The sequence below is a fragment of the Spirosoma koreense genome (assembly GCF_054777875.1).
In genome coordinates, this window is the sequence record NZ_BAAHAC010000002.1 from 1 (window position 1) to 17,087 (window position 17,087).

The 17,087-nt window shown below is 51.9% G+C and carries 16 protein-coding genes; 12 read left to right on the top strand and 4 right to left on the bottom strand.

The genetic code is table 11. From position 1 onward, the window contains the following. The first annotated feature begins 102 nt into the window (after positions 1–102). The 6 genes from ACYVC2_RS00625 to ACYVC2_RS00650 all read left to right on the top strand — a co-directional run bounded on the left by ACYVC2_RS00625 (position 103) and on the right by ACYVC2_RS00650 (position 8,713). Positions 103–1,623 carry a glycoside hydrolase family 140 protein gene (locus ACYVC2_RS00625; protein WP_461100327.1) on the top strand — a complete coding sequence of 507 codons (1,521 nt, stop codon included), beginning with the start codon at positions 103–105 and terminating at the stop codon, positions 1,621–1,623. A gap of 974 nt (positions 1,624–2,597) precedes the next feature. Beyond that, on the top strand, positions 2,598–4,640 hold the full coding sequence (locus tag ACYVC2_RS00630; protein WP_461100328.1) for a hypothetical protein: 2,043 nt from the start codon (positions 2,598–2,600) through the stop codon (positions 4,638–4,640). 78 nt (positions 4,641–4,718) lie between these two features. Next, positions 4,719–5,336, top strand: coding sequence for a hypothetical protein (locus tag ACYVC2_RS00635; protein ID WP_461100329.1), 618 nt, complete (start codon positions 4,719–4,721; stop codon positions 5,334–5,336). Between the two features lie 262 nt (positions 5,337–5,598). Further along, entirely contained in the window at positions 5,599–6,102 is a 504-nt protein-coding gene (locus ACYVC2_RS00640) for a hypothetical protein (protein ID WP_461100330.1), read from the top strand. 163 nt (positions 6,103–6,265) lie between these two features. Continuing rightward, positions 6,266–7,951, top strand: coding sequence for a hypothetical protein (locus ACYVC2_RS00645; protein WP_461100331.1), 1,686 nt, complete (start codon positions 6,266–6,268; stop codon positions 7,949–7,951). Positions 7,952–8,161: 210 nt separating this feature from the next. Next, positions 8,162–8,713, top strand: coding sequence for a hypothetical protein (locus ACYVC2_RS00650; RefSeq protein ID WP_461100332.1), 552 nt, complete (start codon positions 8,162–8,164; stop codon positions 8,711–8,713). 115 nt (positions 8,714–8,828) lie between these two features. Here the strand turns inward: ACYVC2_RS00650 and ACYVC2_RS00655 are convergent, their stop codons facing one another. The 3 genes from ACYVC2_RS00655 to ACYVC2_RS00665 all read right to left on the bottom strand — a co-directional run bounded on the left by ACYVC2_RS00655 (position 8,829) and on the right by ACYVC2_RS00665 (position 11,328). After that, positions 8,829–9,542, bottom strand: coding sequence for a YebC/PmpR family DNA-binding transcriptional regulator (locus ACYVC2_RS00655; RefSeq protein WP_461100334.1), 714 nt, complete (start codon positions 9,540–9,542; stop codon positions 8,829–8,831). A 74-nt stretch (positions 9,543–9,616) separates the two neighbouring features. Next, on the bottom strand, positions 9,617–10,879 hold the full coding sequence (lysA, locus tag ACYVC2_RS00660) for a diaminopimelate decarboxylase (protein WP_461100335.1): 1,263 nt from the start codon (positions 10,877–10,879) through the stop codon (positions 9,617–9,619). 233 nt (positions 10,880–11,112) lie between these two features. Next, complete coding sequence (locus ACYVC2_RS00665) at positions 11,113–11,328, bottom strand: hypothetical protein (protein WP_461100336.1); 216 nt, start codon at positions 11,326–11,328, stop codon at positions 11,113–11,115. Between ACYVC2_RS00665 and ACYVC2_RS00670 the strand changes: the two genes are divergently transcribed. The 6 genes from ACYVC2_RS00670 (at position 11,327) to ACYVC2_RS00695 (ending at position 16,331) form a co-directional block, all read left to right on the top strand. Next, positions 11,327–12,052, top strand: a complete 726-nt coding sequence (locus tag ACYVC2_RS00670) for a 6-phosphogluconolactonase (protein WP_461100337.1) — start codon at positions 11,327–11,329, stop codon at positions 12,050–12,052. The genes ACYVC2_RS00665 and ACYVC2_RS00670 overlap by 2 nt on opposite strands. Positions 12,053–12,137: 85 nt before the next feature. Continuing rightward, positions 12,138–13,457 carry an NCS2 family permease gene (locus ACYVC2_RS00675; RefSeq protein WP_461100338.1) on the top strand — a complete coding sequence of 440 codons (1,320 nt, stop codon included), beginning with the start codon at positions 12,138–12,140 and terminating at the stop codon, positions 13,455–13,457. 24 nt (positions 13,458–13,481) lie between these two features. Beyond that, the gene (locus ACYVC2_RS00680) at positions 13,482–14,318 is read left to right on the top strand and encodes a 5'-methylthioadenosine/adenosylhomocysteine nucleosidase (protein WP_461100339.1); all 837 of its coding nucleotides are present in this window, start codon (positions 13,482–13,484) and stop codon (positions 14,316–14,318) included. A 139-nt stretch (positions 14,319–14,457) separates the two neighbouring features. Beyond that, positions 14,458–14,883, top strand: coding sequence for an META domain-containing protein (locus ACYVC2_RS00685; RefSeq protein ID WP_461100340.1), 426 nt, complete (start codon positions 14,458–14,460; stop codon positions 14,881–14,883). Positions 14,884–14,924: 41 nt separating this feature from the next. Further along, complete coding sequence (locus ACYVC2_RS00690; RefSeq protein WP_461100341.1) at positions 14,925–16,004, top strand: lipase family protein; 1,080 nt, start codon at positions 14,925–14,927, stop codon at positions 16,002–16,004. Between the two features lie 102 nt (positions 16,005–16,106). Then, complete coding sequence (locus ACYVC2_RS00695; protein ID WP_461100343.1) at positions 16,107–16,331, top strand: hypothetical protein; 225 nt, start codon at positions 16,107–16,109, stop codon at positions 16,329–16,331. A 22-nt stretch (positions 16,332–16,353) separates the two neighbouring features. Here the strand turns inward: ACYVC2_RS00695 and ACYVC2_RS00700 are convergent, their stop codons facing one another. After that, positions 16,354–17,082 (bottom strand): esterase family protein, encoded by a 729-nt coding sequence (locus ACYVC2_RS00700; protein WP_461100344.1) that lies wholly within the window; start codon positions 17,080–17,082, stop codon positions 16,354–16,356. Positions 17,083–17,087 lie beyond the last annotated feature (5 nt).

Genomic DNA, 17,087 nt, shown 5'->3' on the forward strand with positions numbered 1-17,087 from the left:
CTACTACCAGGCCAGTGTGAGCTACTCGCTGCTGGATCGGGGAGCGCCCCCTCAGTTGTTGAAGGGCTGGGTGCAGATCCTGCGAGAAAACGTTTCCGTTAGATGATTCCGAGGTTGGCTGGCCATTATTTACTAAGCATCGTGCGCTCCTGTCGCTTCAGGCAATCCTGTTTTCTGTTTGCGCTGACGTGCTGTTTGGGCACGGCTGCTGAGGCTCAGATTCGGGTGCATTCGAACCATCGGTACCTGCAGGACAAAGACGGGAAACCCTTTTTCTGGCAGGGCGATACGGCCTGGGAGCTGTTTCACCGAGTAAACCGGAAAGATGCCGAAACCTACCTGGAAACGCGCCGTCAACAAGGCTTTACGGTGATTCAGGCAGTAGCGCTGGCGTTTGCCAACGAAGTTGACAATCGAAAGCCGAACCGCTACGGTGATTTTCCATTCATTGACAATGACCCGGCCCGGCTGGCCATCACGGCCGGTAGCAACCCAACGGATAGTGCAGAATATGACTACTGGGATCACGTTGATTTCGTTATTCAGACGGCGGCTCGCAAGGGTATGTACCTTGCGCTTGGGCCAACCTGGGGTGATCACGTATCCCATCACTGGAGTGCGAAAGAGGTTATTTTCAATGAGCAGAATGCCCGGAGTTATGGCCAGTTTCTGGGTAAACGGTACGCCCGTCAGTGGAATATCATCTGGGTTTTAGGCGGAGACTGTCCACCCGTTTATACCACAAAGGATCACAAGCCATACGATGACCGGCCTATCTGGCGCGCTTTGGCAGTTGGCATTAAAGAAGGCGAAGGAACGCAACGACACCTGATGACGTACCATCCGGCAGGCGCTACGTCGTCGGCTCAATCGCTCCATACAGAAACCTGGCTGGATATGAATGCTTTTCAGTCGGGGCACGGCTCCCGAGACGTACCGGCCTGGGATTGGGTCACCCGCGATTTAGCGCTTCAACCGCCGAAGCCTGTTCTGGATATGGAACCCTGTTACGAAGACCACCCTATCAATCCCTGGGATGGGAAGTGGACAAAGCAACGTGGTTATTTCAATGCCTATGACATCCGCTCCCGCTTATACCGGAGTGTGTTTGCGGGCATGTGCGGATTTACTTATGGGCATCATCAGGTATGGCAGTTTTTAGACACGGCGCTTTATGCGCCTTTAAACGTAGGCGATACGCTGATCGGGTGGCGGCAAGCCTGTCGGGCCGAAGCCGCCGGGCAGATGCAGTACCTGAAAAACCTGCTCCTGTCACGCCCGTATTTCGCCCGGATTCCGGACCAGACCCTGATTGCCTCCGGGCGGGGAAAAACGTATCAGGATCAGCTTATGGCGACCCGCGACGCTGAAGGAACCTACGCTATGATTTACTTACCACAGGGCCAATCCGTCACAGTCGACCTATCCAGACTTTCCGGATCCAAAAAGCAGATTTGGTGGTATAACCCCCGAACCGGGAGAGCCCTACGCGAAAAAGCCAGAAACCTTGCCGGAGTCGTCACGCTAACGTTGCCTGCCTCGACTAACTTACCTACGAATCTAGATTGGGTTTTGGTGATCGATGATGCCGCAAAACGGTATCTTCCTCCCGGAAAGTTATAAGCGCCATATACCCCAGGAAAAAAAGCTGTAAGACTATATTTTCAACCAAATGAGAATATAGTCTTACAGCTTTTTTTCGTATCAGGACCACGACAAAAACCAGTGTGTTGGTGCTCGCTACCGCTTCTTTATACACATTTACTTTTTCGTATTCTTCATCTACATAACGCCACGCATAGCTATAAACTAGTGAAGCTGAGTTTGTTTGACCGGCATCGACAGTTGGTAACTTAAGTACACTATATATACTGTAAATGATAATTTATAGATTAACATATAGTTTTTATAGATTTTTTTATATAGTAAAGCCTGCTACTCTTTCGCATTAAACTTTTTGGGTGATTTCGTCCGGTAAAATGGTGATTTCAGACAGAATGCGCCCTCATTTTGATGACTTCGCTTAATGTTCACGTCTACTTTGCTAGCACCCTAACGAAATGGGTCAATCCACTTTTAGTTTTCATTAAATAATCTGTCCTATGAAAAATTTCTTCGCACACAGTGCCAGGTGCGGGCTGATTGCCAGCTTATTAATGATTTACAGTATGACGGCCTGGGCCCAAAACTCAGTCTCATTATCGGTAAACTGTAGCGGTTCTACTTTAACTGTTAATGGTTATTTATCAACCAGCAATAATAGGCTGGGTATCTTACTATTTAAGGATAATACGATCGTTTCGGTTAGATCCGATATTGCTGGCCCCTCATTCAATCAAACCTTCTCGCTAAGTGGGAATGGATCATACTATGCCAAGGTTCGGGAGGTAAATAACGACGCCAATGAGATCAATTCAGCTACTGTATCCGTTAACTGTTCTTCTAATCCTAATCCTCCCACCAACCCACCTTCCAGCGGTGGGCTTGCCTTCCAGATTGTTAGTTATGACTGCAATACGGGAGTCTTACAATATCAATTTACTAGTAATGATAGTTCACCGGTCAGCGTAAGTTTACCGGGTATATTCGGGGGGAGTATGATTCCCAACACAGTGGCTAGCTACACCTTTCCGGCCGATGGGCGAAGCGGACGAACGGTATCGGGCTCGGCGTCTCAGGCCGGAAATTCGATTGGGATCAATTTTACCAACGGCTGCAATATGCCGACCAATCCGACTAACCCCACCAATCCAACTAACCCCACCAATCCCAGTAGTCCTAACTTAACGGGCTACTTCGATTACGCCACCTGCTCGGCATTCAGTGGTTGGATAATGGATCAGAATGCGCCGAATCAATCAATGCGATTCGATGTGTACGTGAACGGTTGGTTAGCCATCCCTAATATGCTGGCCGATAAAAGTCGACCCGACGTGGCCAGTGCCTACCATGTTTCGGGATTCAATGCCTTTGGTTTCGACATCCTCCTGCCCAACAATTATAAAGTCGGGGTTCCATTAATCATCTCGATTAAGTATGCCGGTACGCTAACCGACATTCCAGGTAGCCCCCGCACGACGGGCTTGTGTGCCCGACCGGCGACTCTCTCCAACTGTGGTTTAGCGCGCGTGTTTCCCAAGAGTGAACAGGCCCGATCGGCGGCCGTGGACCCGAGCCGAGCCACGGTGCTGAAGTTGAGTAACCAGGGAAGCGGGAGCCTGTCGTCTTTGCGGAGTCGGTTCATCCCTGTCCAGCAAGGGGACCGGCTCAGCCTGGAAGCCTACGCCTTTACGCCCGATCGGGTAAAACGGAACTTGGTGCCTCAGCTAACCTCAGCAGTTGTCGGTGGGGTGGTGGCCGGCCTGACGCTGGCTCAAAAACAGCCTTTAGGTCCCGACCAAAGACACGCTGGCTCTACGGCTCCTCTGCTAGGCTTGAGTAGCGCTTTAGTAGTGCCGCTGGCCAAGTCGCTGTTGAGCAATCCGCTTCCCCACGCAGGAGCCGAACTGGCTTTCTACACCAGGCAAGGTAAGTTTATCCAGCGCCAACAGGTATTGATCAATAAAACCGCCAGGGGGGCCTGGCAGTTGCTTCAGCTGGAGGGCGAGGCACCACAGGACGGGTATGCTGTTCTCAATCTGCATAATCGCAGCAAAACACCAGTTTACTTAGGCGATTTTTCGCTCAGGAAAGAGTCCGGGGTAGCCCTCAGCCCCCACCCTGGGGCCTTGGCCTTACCGATCCTCAAAAAGCCAACGGCCAGTTTTCCTGACCAGGTAACGCTGTCGGAGGAGCCGATTTATCAGACAGATGACTATGGCTATAGTGAGTGTGACGAGATCACGCGAGGTGGAGGAACGGGCGGTGCCATCATCGACAATGGCATCACGATCATTGACCTGGGCACCACCGTGACTGCGCCCCCACCAGTGTACTACTACGTCGGGGGTGCGCTCGCCGTGCGCAGCCAGAACACCTCCGACGGTAGTAATTCACCGACAGGTTTGCAATATCAGCCAACACCGACCGATAGAGGATTAAGAAAAATGGCTCAAACCAAGGCCATTCGGATGGCTGGCTGTGCGGGAATCAATAACCTGTGGGCTTGGAGTTACTCAAACAATGACGCCAACACCCGAGAGATGGCTGGGTTCGAATTGGCGGATGGCACCTTTCTATCTATTCCCTGGCAAAATAACAAACCGGACAGAGTGGATTTTGATGTAAATGGAAAATGGCAAGACAACACGGGGGCTTACGAATACAGTTTTCAAGTAAGTCTCGCCTGCAATTGTCCTGTGATTCAGCAAAGAGCATTATTGCCCAATACACTGGATGCGGTAAAAGGCATGTCACAGGATTTAACCAAAGATATTCGGATTGTAAGTTACGTGCATACGCATCCTTACACCGATGGCAGTCATCATACTTATGATCCCACTCCCGAAATAAGGGATGGTGATTTTTATCAACCGTACGGCGATTGGCAGTTAAGTAAAGATTATGGAATACCCGGGAAAATTATCACATCGGATAAGATCATAAATTTTCATTATGATCCAAATGGTACTACAAAAGAGAAGCAGGAAGCACTTGATCCTCGAGAGAACAGACAGAAAAACTGTGACCGCCAAAATTGATTTGATACACTAAAAAGATGTAAAAAAAAGCCGTACTGAACCGAGTGCTCGGTTCAGTACGGCCAATAAATCAATAATATGAATCGAACACGGCTTTTACTAATTATGCACTTGATTATGCTGGTAAGTACATTACAAGCCCAGCATCAACCCTGCCAGCGCTTAGATATCACGGACAAAAAACAACGACAGGTTTTAGCGAAGTTTATCCGGGATTCTCGGAAAAAAGGATTCCTGACCGCTGATTCGGGAATGGTTAATCTCTCGGAACGACGAGATAGGGAGGGCCAATTAGTTTGGTATTTGACCGCTCGCAAGTATTGGCGACGGTATCAACCGGCGACTCCGTTTGTGGGCCATTGTTTAGATTGTTTATCGCCATCTGGCTGGACTCAAGTCGACAACCATGTCGTTTTGCGCCATGCTAGCGACCAACGCGAAGACACCTTAAGTCTGGAAGAGTCCCGTTGTTTACAACAACTGCTAGCCCCTACAGTCGCCATATGGCCTCCCCTGCCCATTCCTCCAAAAGAAGTACCCCGCAAAGACTACAATGGTCAGTTGCTAATGGATAAAAATGGTCGTGTACAGATGGAGCCTTATCGGTGGCCATTATATGGTGGGAGTAGTGGACATAATGATTTGTTCGTTACATTTCAAAAAGACGGATCAATAGTTAAAAAGAGACCGTTGTAGCGACAGGCCATTTAACTTTACTCACATAGGTATGAAGCGTGCTGCACATAGGAGTAACGATCATTCTTACGGCAATGGTGGGCCAGCGATCCCTACGGATAGTCACTAGGCATTGCTCCCGTTGTCACAAACAATGGCTTTTCACATGCCCCCTATGAAACTCCTTGTTACCTTTTGTTTGCTCATCCTGACAAACTGCTTTATGATAATCGCCCAACCTTGCAGGCAAGTTGACTTTACCGATAAGAAGCAACTTAAAACGTTGAAACGCTTTATTCATGATTGTGAGAGGAAAGGCTTTTTAAAACCGGATTCAGGGTTTATCGATCTAACAGAGTGGACCGACAATAAGGGCCAGCTTAATTGGCAGGTGGCCGCCCGCGAAGACTGGCAATCCTATACCTGGATGGCTCCCTTTCGGGGTTATTGTAGGGATTGCTATGCGCCCTCAGGCTGGACGAAGGTGTCGAATCGGTTAGTAATCCGGTATGACTATAACCAGCGGGAAGATACCCTAACCAAAGCAGAAGCTAGCTGTTTGCAGCAGCTAGTGGGTCAATACGCGAGAATTCTTCCGCCCAAGCCCATCCCACCCAAAATGGTACCTCAAACGGACCCTAAAGGTCAGCCTGTCCTGGATAAAGATGGTAAGCCGAAAATGTGGGAGTACTTCCCGTCGGTGATCACTATGGGCAGTAGTGGCGGAAACAATTCACAGGTTATCTTCCAAAAAGATGGCAAAGTCCGCATAGGCTTATCGCTTTGAGCAATAGGGCAAGCCCCTTACCAGTACGGGAATCGATGGACTGACGACGGCCTTCCAGTACGATGCCTGGGGCAGAACTACCCAGACCACCCTGCCCGAGGGCTACGTTCTGGGCCAGAACTGGGGCTGGGATCAGACCGCACCGGCCGTTTACTACAACCTGGTGAAGCATCCGGGCAAGCCCGACGTCAAAACCTGGTATGATCTGCTGGGTCGGGAGGTGAAGAAACAGACCGAAGGGTTCAACGGCCAGTGGCTTACCCAAACCCAGACCTACGACGCGCGGGGGAATGTATCTACCAGTACGCAACCCTACCTGCCCGGCGAAACCCAGCTCACGACCACGACGACTTATGATACGTATAATCGGGTGTCGACGGTTAACGTTACCGGTATCGGTACGACGACGATGGGCTACAGCTACGCGGGCGGCAACCTGACAACGACCACCACCAATCCGGCCAATCAGGTCAGCAGCAAAGTGACGGACGCCAGCGGGCAAACCATTTCGGCGACCGACTACGGCGGTACGCTGACGTATACTTACAATTCGCAGGGAAATCTGCTCACGGTCATGAACGGGTCGGCAACTGTGTCGGCCCACCAGTACGACGACTACGGCCGGCAGACGCAACTGACGGATCAAAATGCCGGCACGACCACCTACGACTACGATGCGCTGGGACAGTTGACCACCCAGACCAATGCCAACGGGCATACGCACAGCATGAGCTACGACCTCATGGGCCGCGTAACAACCCGTAGCGGCCCGGAAGGAACCACGACCACGGAGTATTATCCGGCGGGTTCGGCTTCGGTCAACCAGATCAAAAAAGTCTACGGCTTTGCGGGCAACACCACCGACTACAGCTACGACGGATATGGCCGACTGAGCAGCAGTACCGAAACCATCGACGGAACGGCGTACACGACCAGTTATCAGTACAATACCTACGGCGACGTTACTCGAAAAACGTATCCGTCGGGCTTTGCCACCAACCACAGCTACGATGGCAATGGGTATCCAACCAGCATCCAGAATGGCGACAATTCCGTAACCCTCTACAACGCCGGGACCCAGAACGGGCTGGGCCAGGTGCTCACCTATACCCTGGGCAACGGCAAAACCTCGACCAACACCTATGCGTATGGGCAGCCTACCCGCTACTACACGCCCGGCGTGCAGGATCTGAACCTGACCTGGCACTACAGCAGCGGCAACCTGCTCAAGCGACAGGACCTGATCAAGAACAAGGAGGAGAGTTTCACCTACGACAACCTCAACCGGCTGGAGAGTGCCCAGGTGAGCGGTGCCTTCGCTGGTTTGTACATGGGCTATGGGGCCGACGGCAACATCACCGACAAGTCGGATGCGGGCACCTACTCCTACCTGACCGGCAAACCCAATGCCGTATCGGCGGTGACCAACCCCACCAACGTCATTCCCTGGCAACAGCAAGCCATCAGCTATACGGCGTTCCTGCAACCGCAGGTCATCAGTGAGAACGGCTACGAGCTAACCTACACTTACGGAGATGACTACGAGCGCATCCGGAGCGTGTTGCGGCAGAACAACAACCTGATGCGCACGCGCTACTACACGGGACCGGGCTACGAGAAAGACATCGTCAACGGGGGAGCCAGCCGGGAGATCCACTACATCGAGAGTCCGGCGGGGCTGATCGCCCTGGTGGTGCGGGAGAACGGCGCCGACGCCTACCACTACGTCTATACCGACCACCTGGGCTCCATCCTTACCCTGACTAATAGCTCTGGCAGCGTCGAGGTCGATCGGACCGCCGAAGCGGCAAAACTTCGATGCCTGGGGGCGACGACGAAACCCTACTAACTGGTCTTACTACGCCCTGCCCAGCCTGCCCGACTGGTTGTACCGGGGCAATACCGGCCACAAGATGCTCGATGCGTTTACCTTCATCAACACGAACGGCCGCATCCGCAACTATGAAGTGATTTTTAAAGTAACCCTTCTTCTCCCTCAATCATACTCCTTAAGCTTTCAGAGTGTAGTACTATAAACCAATTTCGTCCACGACGTATCGTGACCCTGATTATGCAGAAGTGGTATCTATTAGTAGCCCTTGCTTGTTTCAGCCTGACAAGCCGGGCCCAGACGTATTTTGATTATGACCAGGCTGGTAATCGTATCAAGCGCTATTATAATCCTGTTCCTGATGTCGTGCCTGTATTAACCATACAACCTAACGTTGTTCAGGGAGCTAAACTGATGACAGCAGTTCTTAAGGTTTATGAAATCAATGATGTACCAACCAATGGATTAATTAAGGTTCTGGTTGCCAAAAACCCATCGAAAGTAGTTTTTACATTCAATGCTACAGCGACTTCGCTTGGCGGACAAGCGGTTCAGAATGCAAGCTGGACTTTTGATAGCTCCTCCAACCCAAACTATTATATTTTGACAACCTCAACCGTAATAGGGGCTCAAGGCCTGCTAGGCTTTGGATTAACAGGGACATCGATTCCAATCGATGTAGCCAGCGATGTATCTTTTTCTGCGGCCATAGTAACAGGAGGAGGTGAACTTAATCCGGGTAATAATAACACAGCAACAAAAGTTAGATTCCAGCAGTAGATTCCTGATTCATGCGGCACGGTTTCTCAAAAAGAAAGCGGTGACGATATGTTTCGTCACCGCTTTCTTTTTGTTAAAAAAGTCTGCTAGGTATTACATTTCAGCCAGCTTCAGGTTATTTCATATTGTGGTAAACGGTCTGCACGTCGTCGTCCTCTTCGATTCGCTCGATGAGTTTTTCGACGTCAGCGACTTCTTCATCGGTCAGCTCTTTGTAATCGTTTGGAATCCGTTCGAACTCGGCCTGCTTAATTTCGTAACCTTTTTCCTCCAGAAATTTCTGGAGACTTCCGAAGGCTGTAAACTCGCCATAAATAACCAGTTGGTTGGTATCTTCATCGTATTCGATCTCATCACCGCCCACGTCGATCAGTTCCAGCTCAAGCTCTTCCTGATCGACACCCTCGGCGGGAATCCGAAAGACCGACTTCCGGTCGAACATGAAATCCAGCATGCCCTGCGTACCCAGGCTCCCCCCTAGTTTGTTCAGGTAGCTGCGTACGTTGGCAACCGTGCGGTTGTGGTTGTCGGTGGCCGTTTCAATGACGAGCGCGATGCCGTGGGGTGCATACGCTTCATATACGATTTCCTTGTAGTCTTCCTGCTCTTTCGACGAGGCTTTTTTGATGGCCCGGTCTACGTTTTCCTTCGGCATGTTAGCCGCTTTGGCGTTCTGGATAATGGCCCGAAGCCGACCGTTGGAATCCGGGTCGGGACCACCACTTTTAACGGCCATCACAATGTCTTTGCCAATACGGGTGAAGGTCTTAGCCATTTGCCCCCACCGCTTCATTTTACGCGCTTTCCGATATTCAAACGCTCTTCCCATTGTTGAAAAAATAATAGTAGATGGAGACTATAAAGTGAACAATGCCCGAAATGACACTGTACTTCATACTCGGTTCATGATACATTTAGGACTTCCTGCTGGTTGAAAACAGCCAGCTCTACCTGCCCACGCAACAGATCCTCAAACGTTTCCCGCTGGCGAATCAGGTACGGTTTGCCTTCATACACCAGCACTTCGGCCGGCCGAAAGCGGGCATTGTAATTCGACGCCATGCTGAATCCATACGCCCCGGCATTTTCGAACGACAGCACATCGCCGGGCCGAACTTCGGGTAGCGGCCGATCGGTAGCAAAGGTGTCGGTTTCGCAGATATACCCTACCACATTGTACACCTTCCTGTCGCCGGCTGGATTCGAAATGTTTTTGATGTCATGATAAGCGTCGTACATCATGGGCCGGATCAGGTGGTTCAGGCCTGAGTCCACCGCAACGAACGTCCGGGTCGGGTTTTCCTTGACGATGTTGGTTTTGACCAGCAGATGCCCGCTTTCACTCACCAGAAACTTACCCGGCTCAAACCAAAGCTCCAATTCCCGCCCGTATCGCTGACAGAAGGTTTGAAAAGCAGCTGAAACCTGACGGCCCAGTTCGGCCACGTCAGTAATATGGTCGCCTTCTTTGTAGGCAACCTTGAAGCCACTACCAAAATCGATGAAGGTCAGGTCAGGGTAGTCGCTGGCGAGATCGAACAAGACGTCGGCGCCTTTCAGAAAGGCGTTGGCATTCTTGAAATCCGATCCGGTGTGAATGTGCAATCCAGTTACCAAAATCTGGTATCGCTCTACAATGGCACGCAGGTCGGCCCGTTGCAGAATCGACACGCCAAATTTAGAGTCGGCATGACCGGTAGAAATTTTAATGTTTCCGCCTTCGCTGATATGCGGGTTGATCCGAATACTGACCGGCACCCGCCCGCCATAATTCTGACCGACCCATTCGAGCAGGGGCAGGCTATCGACATTCAGTTGCAGACCGAGTTCGATGGCTTCGCGAATTTCGTCGAACGACACACCGCTGGGCGTAAACATGATCTGACCCGGCTCGTAACCCGCCAGCATACCCAGCCGCGCTTCGTTGACCGAAACCGAATCCATCTCAACCCCCTGCTGCCGCATAAGCTTTAGAATGGATAGGTTGGTCAGGGCTTTGGCCGCGTATTTTATTCGTAGGTTGACTCCGGCAAATGAAGACCGGAGTAAGCCGATTTTTTCGGTAATTTTGTCGGCGTCATACACGTATAGCGGTAAGCCGAACTCATCGGCAACGGTCAGTACGTCGACGCCCTGAATTGTGTATCGTTGGTTTGAGAGTTGCATAATTTCAGTAAACGAGCCGCAAAATTACGCCATCTTCCAGCATGTACAAAATTCATCTGCTACTCTTATTGCTCACGTTATCAGTCCCCTGGAATCTGGCTGGGCAAGACCGGTTGACAAAGAGGTCGTCTTTTATTCAAATTTCATCGGTACGACCCCATCCGCAACCGGTTTTTACAGCCCACCTGCTCGCCGACAAGGTGGAACCCGGCAAAAAGTACGCATACGACGTGTCAATCGAGGGCCAGAAGGTGAGCCTGCCCTACCCGACCCTGTTTCAAATCCAAAACCGGTGGCCGTGGCAAACGGCCCCGCCGGCTTTCCACTTCGCCGTCGGAAGCTGCGCCTGCGTCAACGACCCTGAAACGGACCGATCCGACAAATCCACCAGCGGTGGGTACGACATCACTGGGGCATTTCCAGCAACCGGCCTTAATTTTACCTTCCATGACCATTCACCAATTTCCTGATTACGAAACCCTCTCGCAGCACACTGCTGAGCACCTTGCGGCTGTTATCAACCAGAAACCGGATGCGCTGTTGTGCCTGGCTTCCGGCGATACGCCCGTCGAAACCTTCCGTCGGTTTGTGGCACTGGTGCAAGACGAGCGCGTAGACGTTAGCCAATGCACGTTCGTCGGCCTCGACGAATGGGTTGGTTTTGGCCCCGAGGATGTCGGCAGTTGCTCGTATTATGTGTTCCGGGATTTGTTTAAACCGCTGAATCTGCGTCCCGATCAGATTCACGTGTTCGACGCAAAAGCCGATGACCTGGCCGCCGAGTGTACCCGCTTGGATGCTTTGATCGATGCGCGGGGTGGCCTCGATTTGCTGCTGGTGGGCATGGGCCTGAACGGACATATTGCCCTCAACGAACCGGGCACGCCGTTTAATTTGGGTTGCCATGTGGTCGAGCTGGCCGAAAGCACCAAAACGGTTGGTCAGAAATATTTTACCCAGGCAACTACGCTGACGCAGGGAATTACCCTGGGACTTCGGCACCTTACTCAGGCCCATCAGGTACTCTTACTGGTCAGTGGAGCGAAGAAAGCCGCCATCCTGCGCGATGCGCTACAGGACCAGGTCACGACCGAAATCCCGGCCAGCATTCTGCAGATTCAGCCCAATGCCCAGGTCTGGATCGACGAGGCCGCCGGTAGTTTATTAGGCTGAATAAACGCGTTTTTACCCCGGCGGAGGTTGGCATTGTTGACCATTCACCGTATGTTCAGCCATGAATGAAGCCCGCTGACCTTACATGACCAAAGACCACCTTTCCCGACCTTCCCGCCGAACGGAAATTCTAGCGGGTATTTCGACCTTTCTGGCAACGATGTACATCATCGTGGTCAATCCGGCTATTCTGAGCCAGTCGGGTTTGCCTTTCAGCGGTGTCGTAACGGCAACGGTTCTACTCTCGTTTTTTTGCAGCCTGATGATGGGATTTTACGCTCGGAATCCGATCGTGGTAGCCCCTGGCATGGGCATGAATGCGTTCTTTACTTTTACAGCGGTCAAAGGCATGGGTATCCGCCCCGAAATAGCCCTGGGAGCCGTCTTTTGGGCTGGCATACTCTTTTTAATGCTATCGGTGCTAAACGTCCGGTCGGCTATTGTCAGAGCTATTCCGTCGCCCATCCGATATGCCGTTTCGGCGGGTATCGGCTTATTCATCACCCTGATCGGGTTCGAGAATGCAAAATTTATCGTGGCCAATCCGGCAACCTTGGTGGGTATCGCTCACGTCGATGATCCGATCGTTCTGACATTCGTTTTCGGTTTATTAGTGACCAGTGTACTGGTGGTGCGCGATGTGCCGGGGGCCATCATCATCGGCATTTTGCTGACTACCCTGGCAGCCTGGCCCATCGGACGGCTCTGGGGCGATGCGTCTGCGGTTAATTTCGGGCAAAAAACGCTGGTCAACATGCAGGGAATATGGGCTACCCCTGACTTTTCGCTGCTGGGAAAACTAGACCTGATGGGGTCGCTCACCTGGTCGCTCTGGCCGGTTATTTTCGCCTTTGCGTTTACCGACCTGTTCGACAGCCTGTCTACGTTCGTGGGCGTTGCCGAAGCGGGTAACTTACACGATGCCGACGGACAACCCCGCAACCTGAACCGTTCGTTGCTGACCGATGCGGTATCGACTACGCTGGCGGGTTTGCTGGGTACCAGTCCGGGAACGGCCTACATCGAATCGGCGGTGGGTATCGCACAGGGCGGCCGAACGGGGTTGACAGCGGTGGTAGCGGGCTGTTGCTTCCTGCCGTTCCTGTTCCTGTCGCCGTTATTATCCGTAATTCCGTCGATCGCTACGGCTCCGGCCCTGGTGCTGGTCGGCGCATTCATGATGAAACCCGTTACGCGCATCGACTGGAGCCGACTGGACGATGCGCTGCCTGCTTTTCTGTCGCTCGTTCTGATTCCGTTCAGCTATTCGATCACTCAGGGGCTTATCTGGGGATTTTTGTCCTGGACCCTTATCAAGATAGCCGTCGGTAAGCAGAACGAGGTACCGCTGGGCCTGTGGATCGTCGATATGTTTTGCGTACTGGCCCTAGCAACGGGACATTGACATCAGACCTGATTCACCAAAATTATGAGAAAGCTATTCTTTATTGCGTTTGTTTTCAGCCTTTCCCTGGTTCAGTCTGTATCCTTCGCCCAGCGCTACTCACCCCGGCCGGTAGTCGGGTTGCTGGGTGCGTTTGGCGCGGAGGTCGCGCTGGTCAAAGAAACCCTGAAAAAACCAAAAATGGTTGTCGTTGATGGGGTTAGCTTCACAACGGGGCGGATCGGCAGGCAGCGGGTTGTAGTTGCTGAAACGGGGATCGGCAAAGTCAATGCGGCCATGACAACGGCGCTTCTGCTCGATCATTTTCGGCCTAAACAGGTACTGTTTACCGGGATAGCCGGGGGCACGAACCCGGATCTGCAACCCGGCGACATCGTGATCGCGAGCCGGACAGCCCACCACGATTATGGGTCGATTACGGATAAAAATACGCCAACCAAACAAACCCGTAATGCAATCACGAAACAATTCAATCCGGTTTATTTTCCGGCCGACTCGGCGTTGCTGCGTGTGGCGCAGGCCGTCGTGAAAACCGTATCGCTGGAAGGTATTCCGCTGGCAGCGGGGGGCGTTTCCAATCGACCCGTCAGGGTTATGACGGGGACCGTCGTGACGGGCGACGTTTTTGTAGCCTCCCCCGACAAAGTCAAAAACCTGCGAGCTGACTTTGGGGCCGATGCTACCGAGATGGAAGGAGCCGCCGTAGCGCAGGTTTGTTACCAAATTCAGGTGCCACACCTCATAATCCGCAGCCTGAGCGACCGGGCCGATGCCGAAGCGCACATTGCCTACGATAAATTTTATCCAACAGCGGCCCGTAACTCAGCCAAACTGGTCATTGCGCTGGTGAAAGCCCTGTAAATACACATTCTGTTTGCTGACGTGCGAGCCGGTTACGAGCCAGAGCGACCAGAAAAGATGTACCTTTCGAAACCAGCCTTTCACTCGTTGAGTTAGTGGAACATCGAGAAGATATAATCTTGCCAGAAAACCTGTAACCATGAAAGCCCAGACTCTCGCGCTCATGATCACGATAAGCCTGATCAGCTTAGCCTGTCAATCAGCCAAAAGAGTAAGCGTCCCACTGACTAAAACCCGCTGGGCTTTAGTCGAGCTGCAAGGGAAGTCGATTATTCACCCCGGTACGAATCAGGAAGTACGTCTCGAATTTTCTCCCTCCGGAAACAGGTTCATCGGGTCTACTGGTTGCAACCACGTGTTTGGCAAATATGAATCGGCTGGCGAGCATAAAATGCGCTTTATCGGCATCGGTTCCACCCGAAGAAGTTGCCCAAACATGCGCGTGGAGCGTGATTTTATAAAAGCGCTCGAAGCCACCAACGCCTACACCATTGCGGGCCGGGAGCTAATGCTGCAGGATGGGTTATATATCCTCGCCCGGTTCCGAGTCGAATTATCACAATAAAAACAGGGCCAGTCCGATTCATCCACCAAACTACTCTTTCCATGAAAGCCTTCTTTACCTCTGCGCTGCTTGCTCTGTCGGTCGCTTCGTTCGGGCAGAAGCTTAAACCAGGCTTCGATAAAGCCGAATACCTTGAGTTGATGAGCGTATTTGCCCGGCAGGTCGACACCATTCCGGCCAATATGATTCCTGCCCCCAAACGATTTAACTTCGTTTACCGGTCACCCGTGGTGGGCCTGGATAACCGTTGGGATTTGTGGACCTCGGCCGATTCGGTGGCCGTCATCAGCATTCGGGGAACTACGCTGGAGCCAGCCGGTTGGCTGGAAAATTTTTATGCTGCGATGGTGCCGGCCAAGGGCCATCTGGTGCTGACAAACGATTATAAATTCGATTACCAACTGGCTGATAATCCGAAGGCTGCGGTCCATATTGGCTGGCTCATCGGTACGGCTTTTCTGGCACAGAATATTCTGCCTAAGCTAGACTCCTGCGTACGGGCAGGCATCAATAATTTCTACATCATGGGCCACAGCCAGGGCGGTGCTATTTCTTACCTGATGACATCGCACCTGCGGCAGCTACAACGCCAGGGTAAGATTCCGGCAACGGTTCGGTTCAAAACATACTGTAGTGCGGCCCCTAAACCCGGCAATCTGTATTATGCCTACGAATACGAAGCGTTGACGGCGGGTGGTTGGGGATTCAACGTGGTGAATTCGGCCGACTGGGTGCCCGAAGTGCCTATTACCATCCAGACCATCGACGATTTCAACCCGACCAATCCGTTCGCCAACATTCCGGCGATGCTAAAAAAACAGAAATTTCCAAAAAATCTGGCCCTGAAGTACGTCGTCAATAAATTGTCGAAACCGGCTAAAAAAGCGCAGAAGAACTACGAGAAGTATTTGGGTGGGTTTGCGAGCCGATACGTGAAAACAAACCTGAAAGAATACGTGCCACCCGCTTTTTACAAATCGAGCGATTACGTCCGAACCGGCACCTTTGTGATACTGCTGGCCGATGAAGCCTATTACCAGAAACATCCGGACAATCCCAAAACGATCTTTGTTCATCACTTGCTGGGTCCCTATATCGAACTGGCACAAAAATTACCGTGAGCCGAATTTGCCGGTAACAGAGGTAAGGGCAGTGAACAAAGCACCATCGACATCGGTAAGTCGCAGATTATTATCACGCCGGGCAATGCCGATCATAAAGTGATGGGAACTATCGAGTCGACGACCTGCAACTGGAGCACAGCCTATCAGGAAGGTAAACCGGTTATCGAAGCGGTTTTTGACGATCCTTCGGGTGGCCAGCGCCACGCTACGCTCATCACCGAGGGAAAAGGAGGGACAATCACGTTTCTGATGGAGATAGCCGAGATGCCAGACAGGAAAATTCGCGCCAGCACCACGAGCTTTAAAGAGGTCGACAGGAACTGATTCCACTGACCGATCAGGAGCTCTACAGATACAGGGGTACCATTCGCTGCCAGTCGCTAGCCTGATGAGCCCGCCCATCCCAGGTGTAGAGTTCGTGGTCTATGCCCTTCTGCCAAAGCAGTTCGCTGAGTACCAGATTGCTGTTTAGAAAAGGGTCTTCGATACCAATTGTCAGCACTATTTTCAGCTGGCGTAACCGATCGAGCAACGCATCATCGCCCAAATTAGGCAGGAAATGGTTCGGGCTGTGGAAATAGATGTCCTCGTCGTAATAATTATCGAACAAGCCCCGGAATTCAGCGACAGGCTCAGACAGACTATACCGACCGCTAAAGGCCACCACTTTTCCGAACCACTGCGGATTCCGAAACGCAATATTGACGGCGTGATAAGCGCCCAGGCTGCACCCGTGTGAAATCATGAATGGCTGGGGATTTTTCAGTCGCGAAAGCGGGAGCACTTCGTTCAGAATGTACTGCTCGTACTGCCCATGCCGACGGATACGGTCTTGAGGAATTGCATAGCGGTTGTAGAGGCTCTCACAATCGACACTGTCTACGCAGAACAGTTGCAGCCAGCCCCTTTCCAGTTTCTCGGTCAGGGCTTCGACAAGACCCAGATCTTCGTATTCATGAAACCGTCCACGGCGGGTAGGAAAGACAAGCACACGGGCCCCGGCATGACCGAAGACCAGCATTTCCATGTCACGATTTAAATTCGGACTGAACCATTTGTGATACTCACGACGCATAACAG

Excerpts from the sequence above, each read along its gene's own strand:
- ACYVC2_RS00680 (WP_461100339.1), top strand. The coding sequence starts at position 13,482 with ATGAGAAAGCTATTCTTTATTGCGTTTGTTTTCAGCCTTTCCCTGGTT.
- ACYVC2_RS00665 (WP_461100336.1), bottom strand. The coding sequence starts at position 11,328 with ATGGAAGGTAAAATTAAGGCCGGTTGCTGGAAATGCCCCAGTGATGTC.
- ACYVC2_RS00655 (WP_461100334.1), bottom strand. The coding sequence starts at position 9,542 with ATGGGAAGAGCGTTTGAATATCGGAAAGCGCGTAAAATGAAGCGGTGG.
- ACYVC2_RS00700 (WP_461100344.1), bottom strand. The coding sequence starts at position 17,082 with ATGCGTCGTGAGTATCACAAATGGTTCAGTCCGAATTTAAATCGTGAC.
- ACYVC2_RS00675 (WP_461100338.1), top strand. The coding sequence starts at position 12,138 with ATGACCAAAGACCACCTTTCCCGACCTTCCCGCCGAACGGAAATTCTA.
- ACYVC2_RS00685 (WP_461100340.1), top strand. The coding sequence starts at position 14,458 with ATGAAAGCCCAGACTCTCGCGCTCATGATCACGATAAGCCTGATCAGC.
- ACYVC2_RS00670 (WP_461100337.1), top strand. The coding sequence starts at position 11,327 with ATGACCATTCACCAATTTCCTGATTACGAAACCCTCTCGCAGCACACT.
- ACYVC2_RS00625 (WP_461100327.1), top strand. The coding sequence starts at position 103 with ATGATTCCGAGGTTGGCTGGCCATTATTTACTAAGCATCGTGCGCTCC.
- lysA (WP_461100335.1), bottom strand. The coding sequence starts at position 10,879 with ATGCAACTCTCAAACCAACGATACACAATTCAGGGCGTCGACGTACTG.
- ACYVC2_RS00630 (WP_461100328.1), top strand. The coding sequence starts at position 2,598 with ATGATTCCCAACACAGTGGCTAGCTACACCTTTCCGGCCGATGGGCGA.
- ACYVC2_RS00695 (WP_461100343.1), top strand. The coding sequence starts at position 16,107 with ATGGGAACTATCGAGTCGACGACCTGCAACTGGAGCACAGCCTATCAG.
- ACYVC2_RS00635 (WP_461100329.1), top strand. The coding sequence starts at position 4,719 with ATGAATCGAACACGGCTTTTACTAATTATGCACTTGATTATGCTGGTA.
- ACYVC2_RS00690 (WP_461100341.1), top strand. The coding sequence starts at position 14,925 with ATGAAAGCCTTCTTTACCTCTGCGCTGCTTGCTCTGTCGGTCGCTTCG.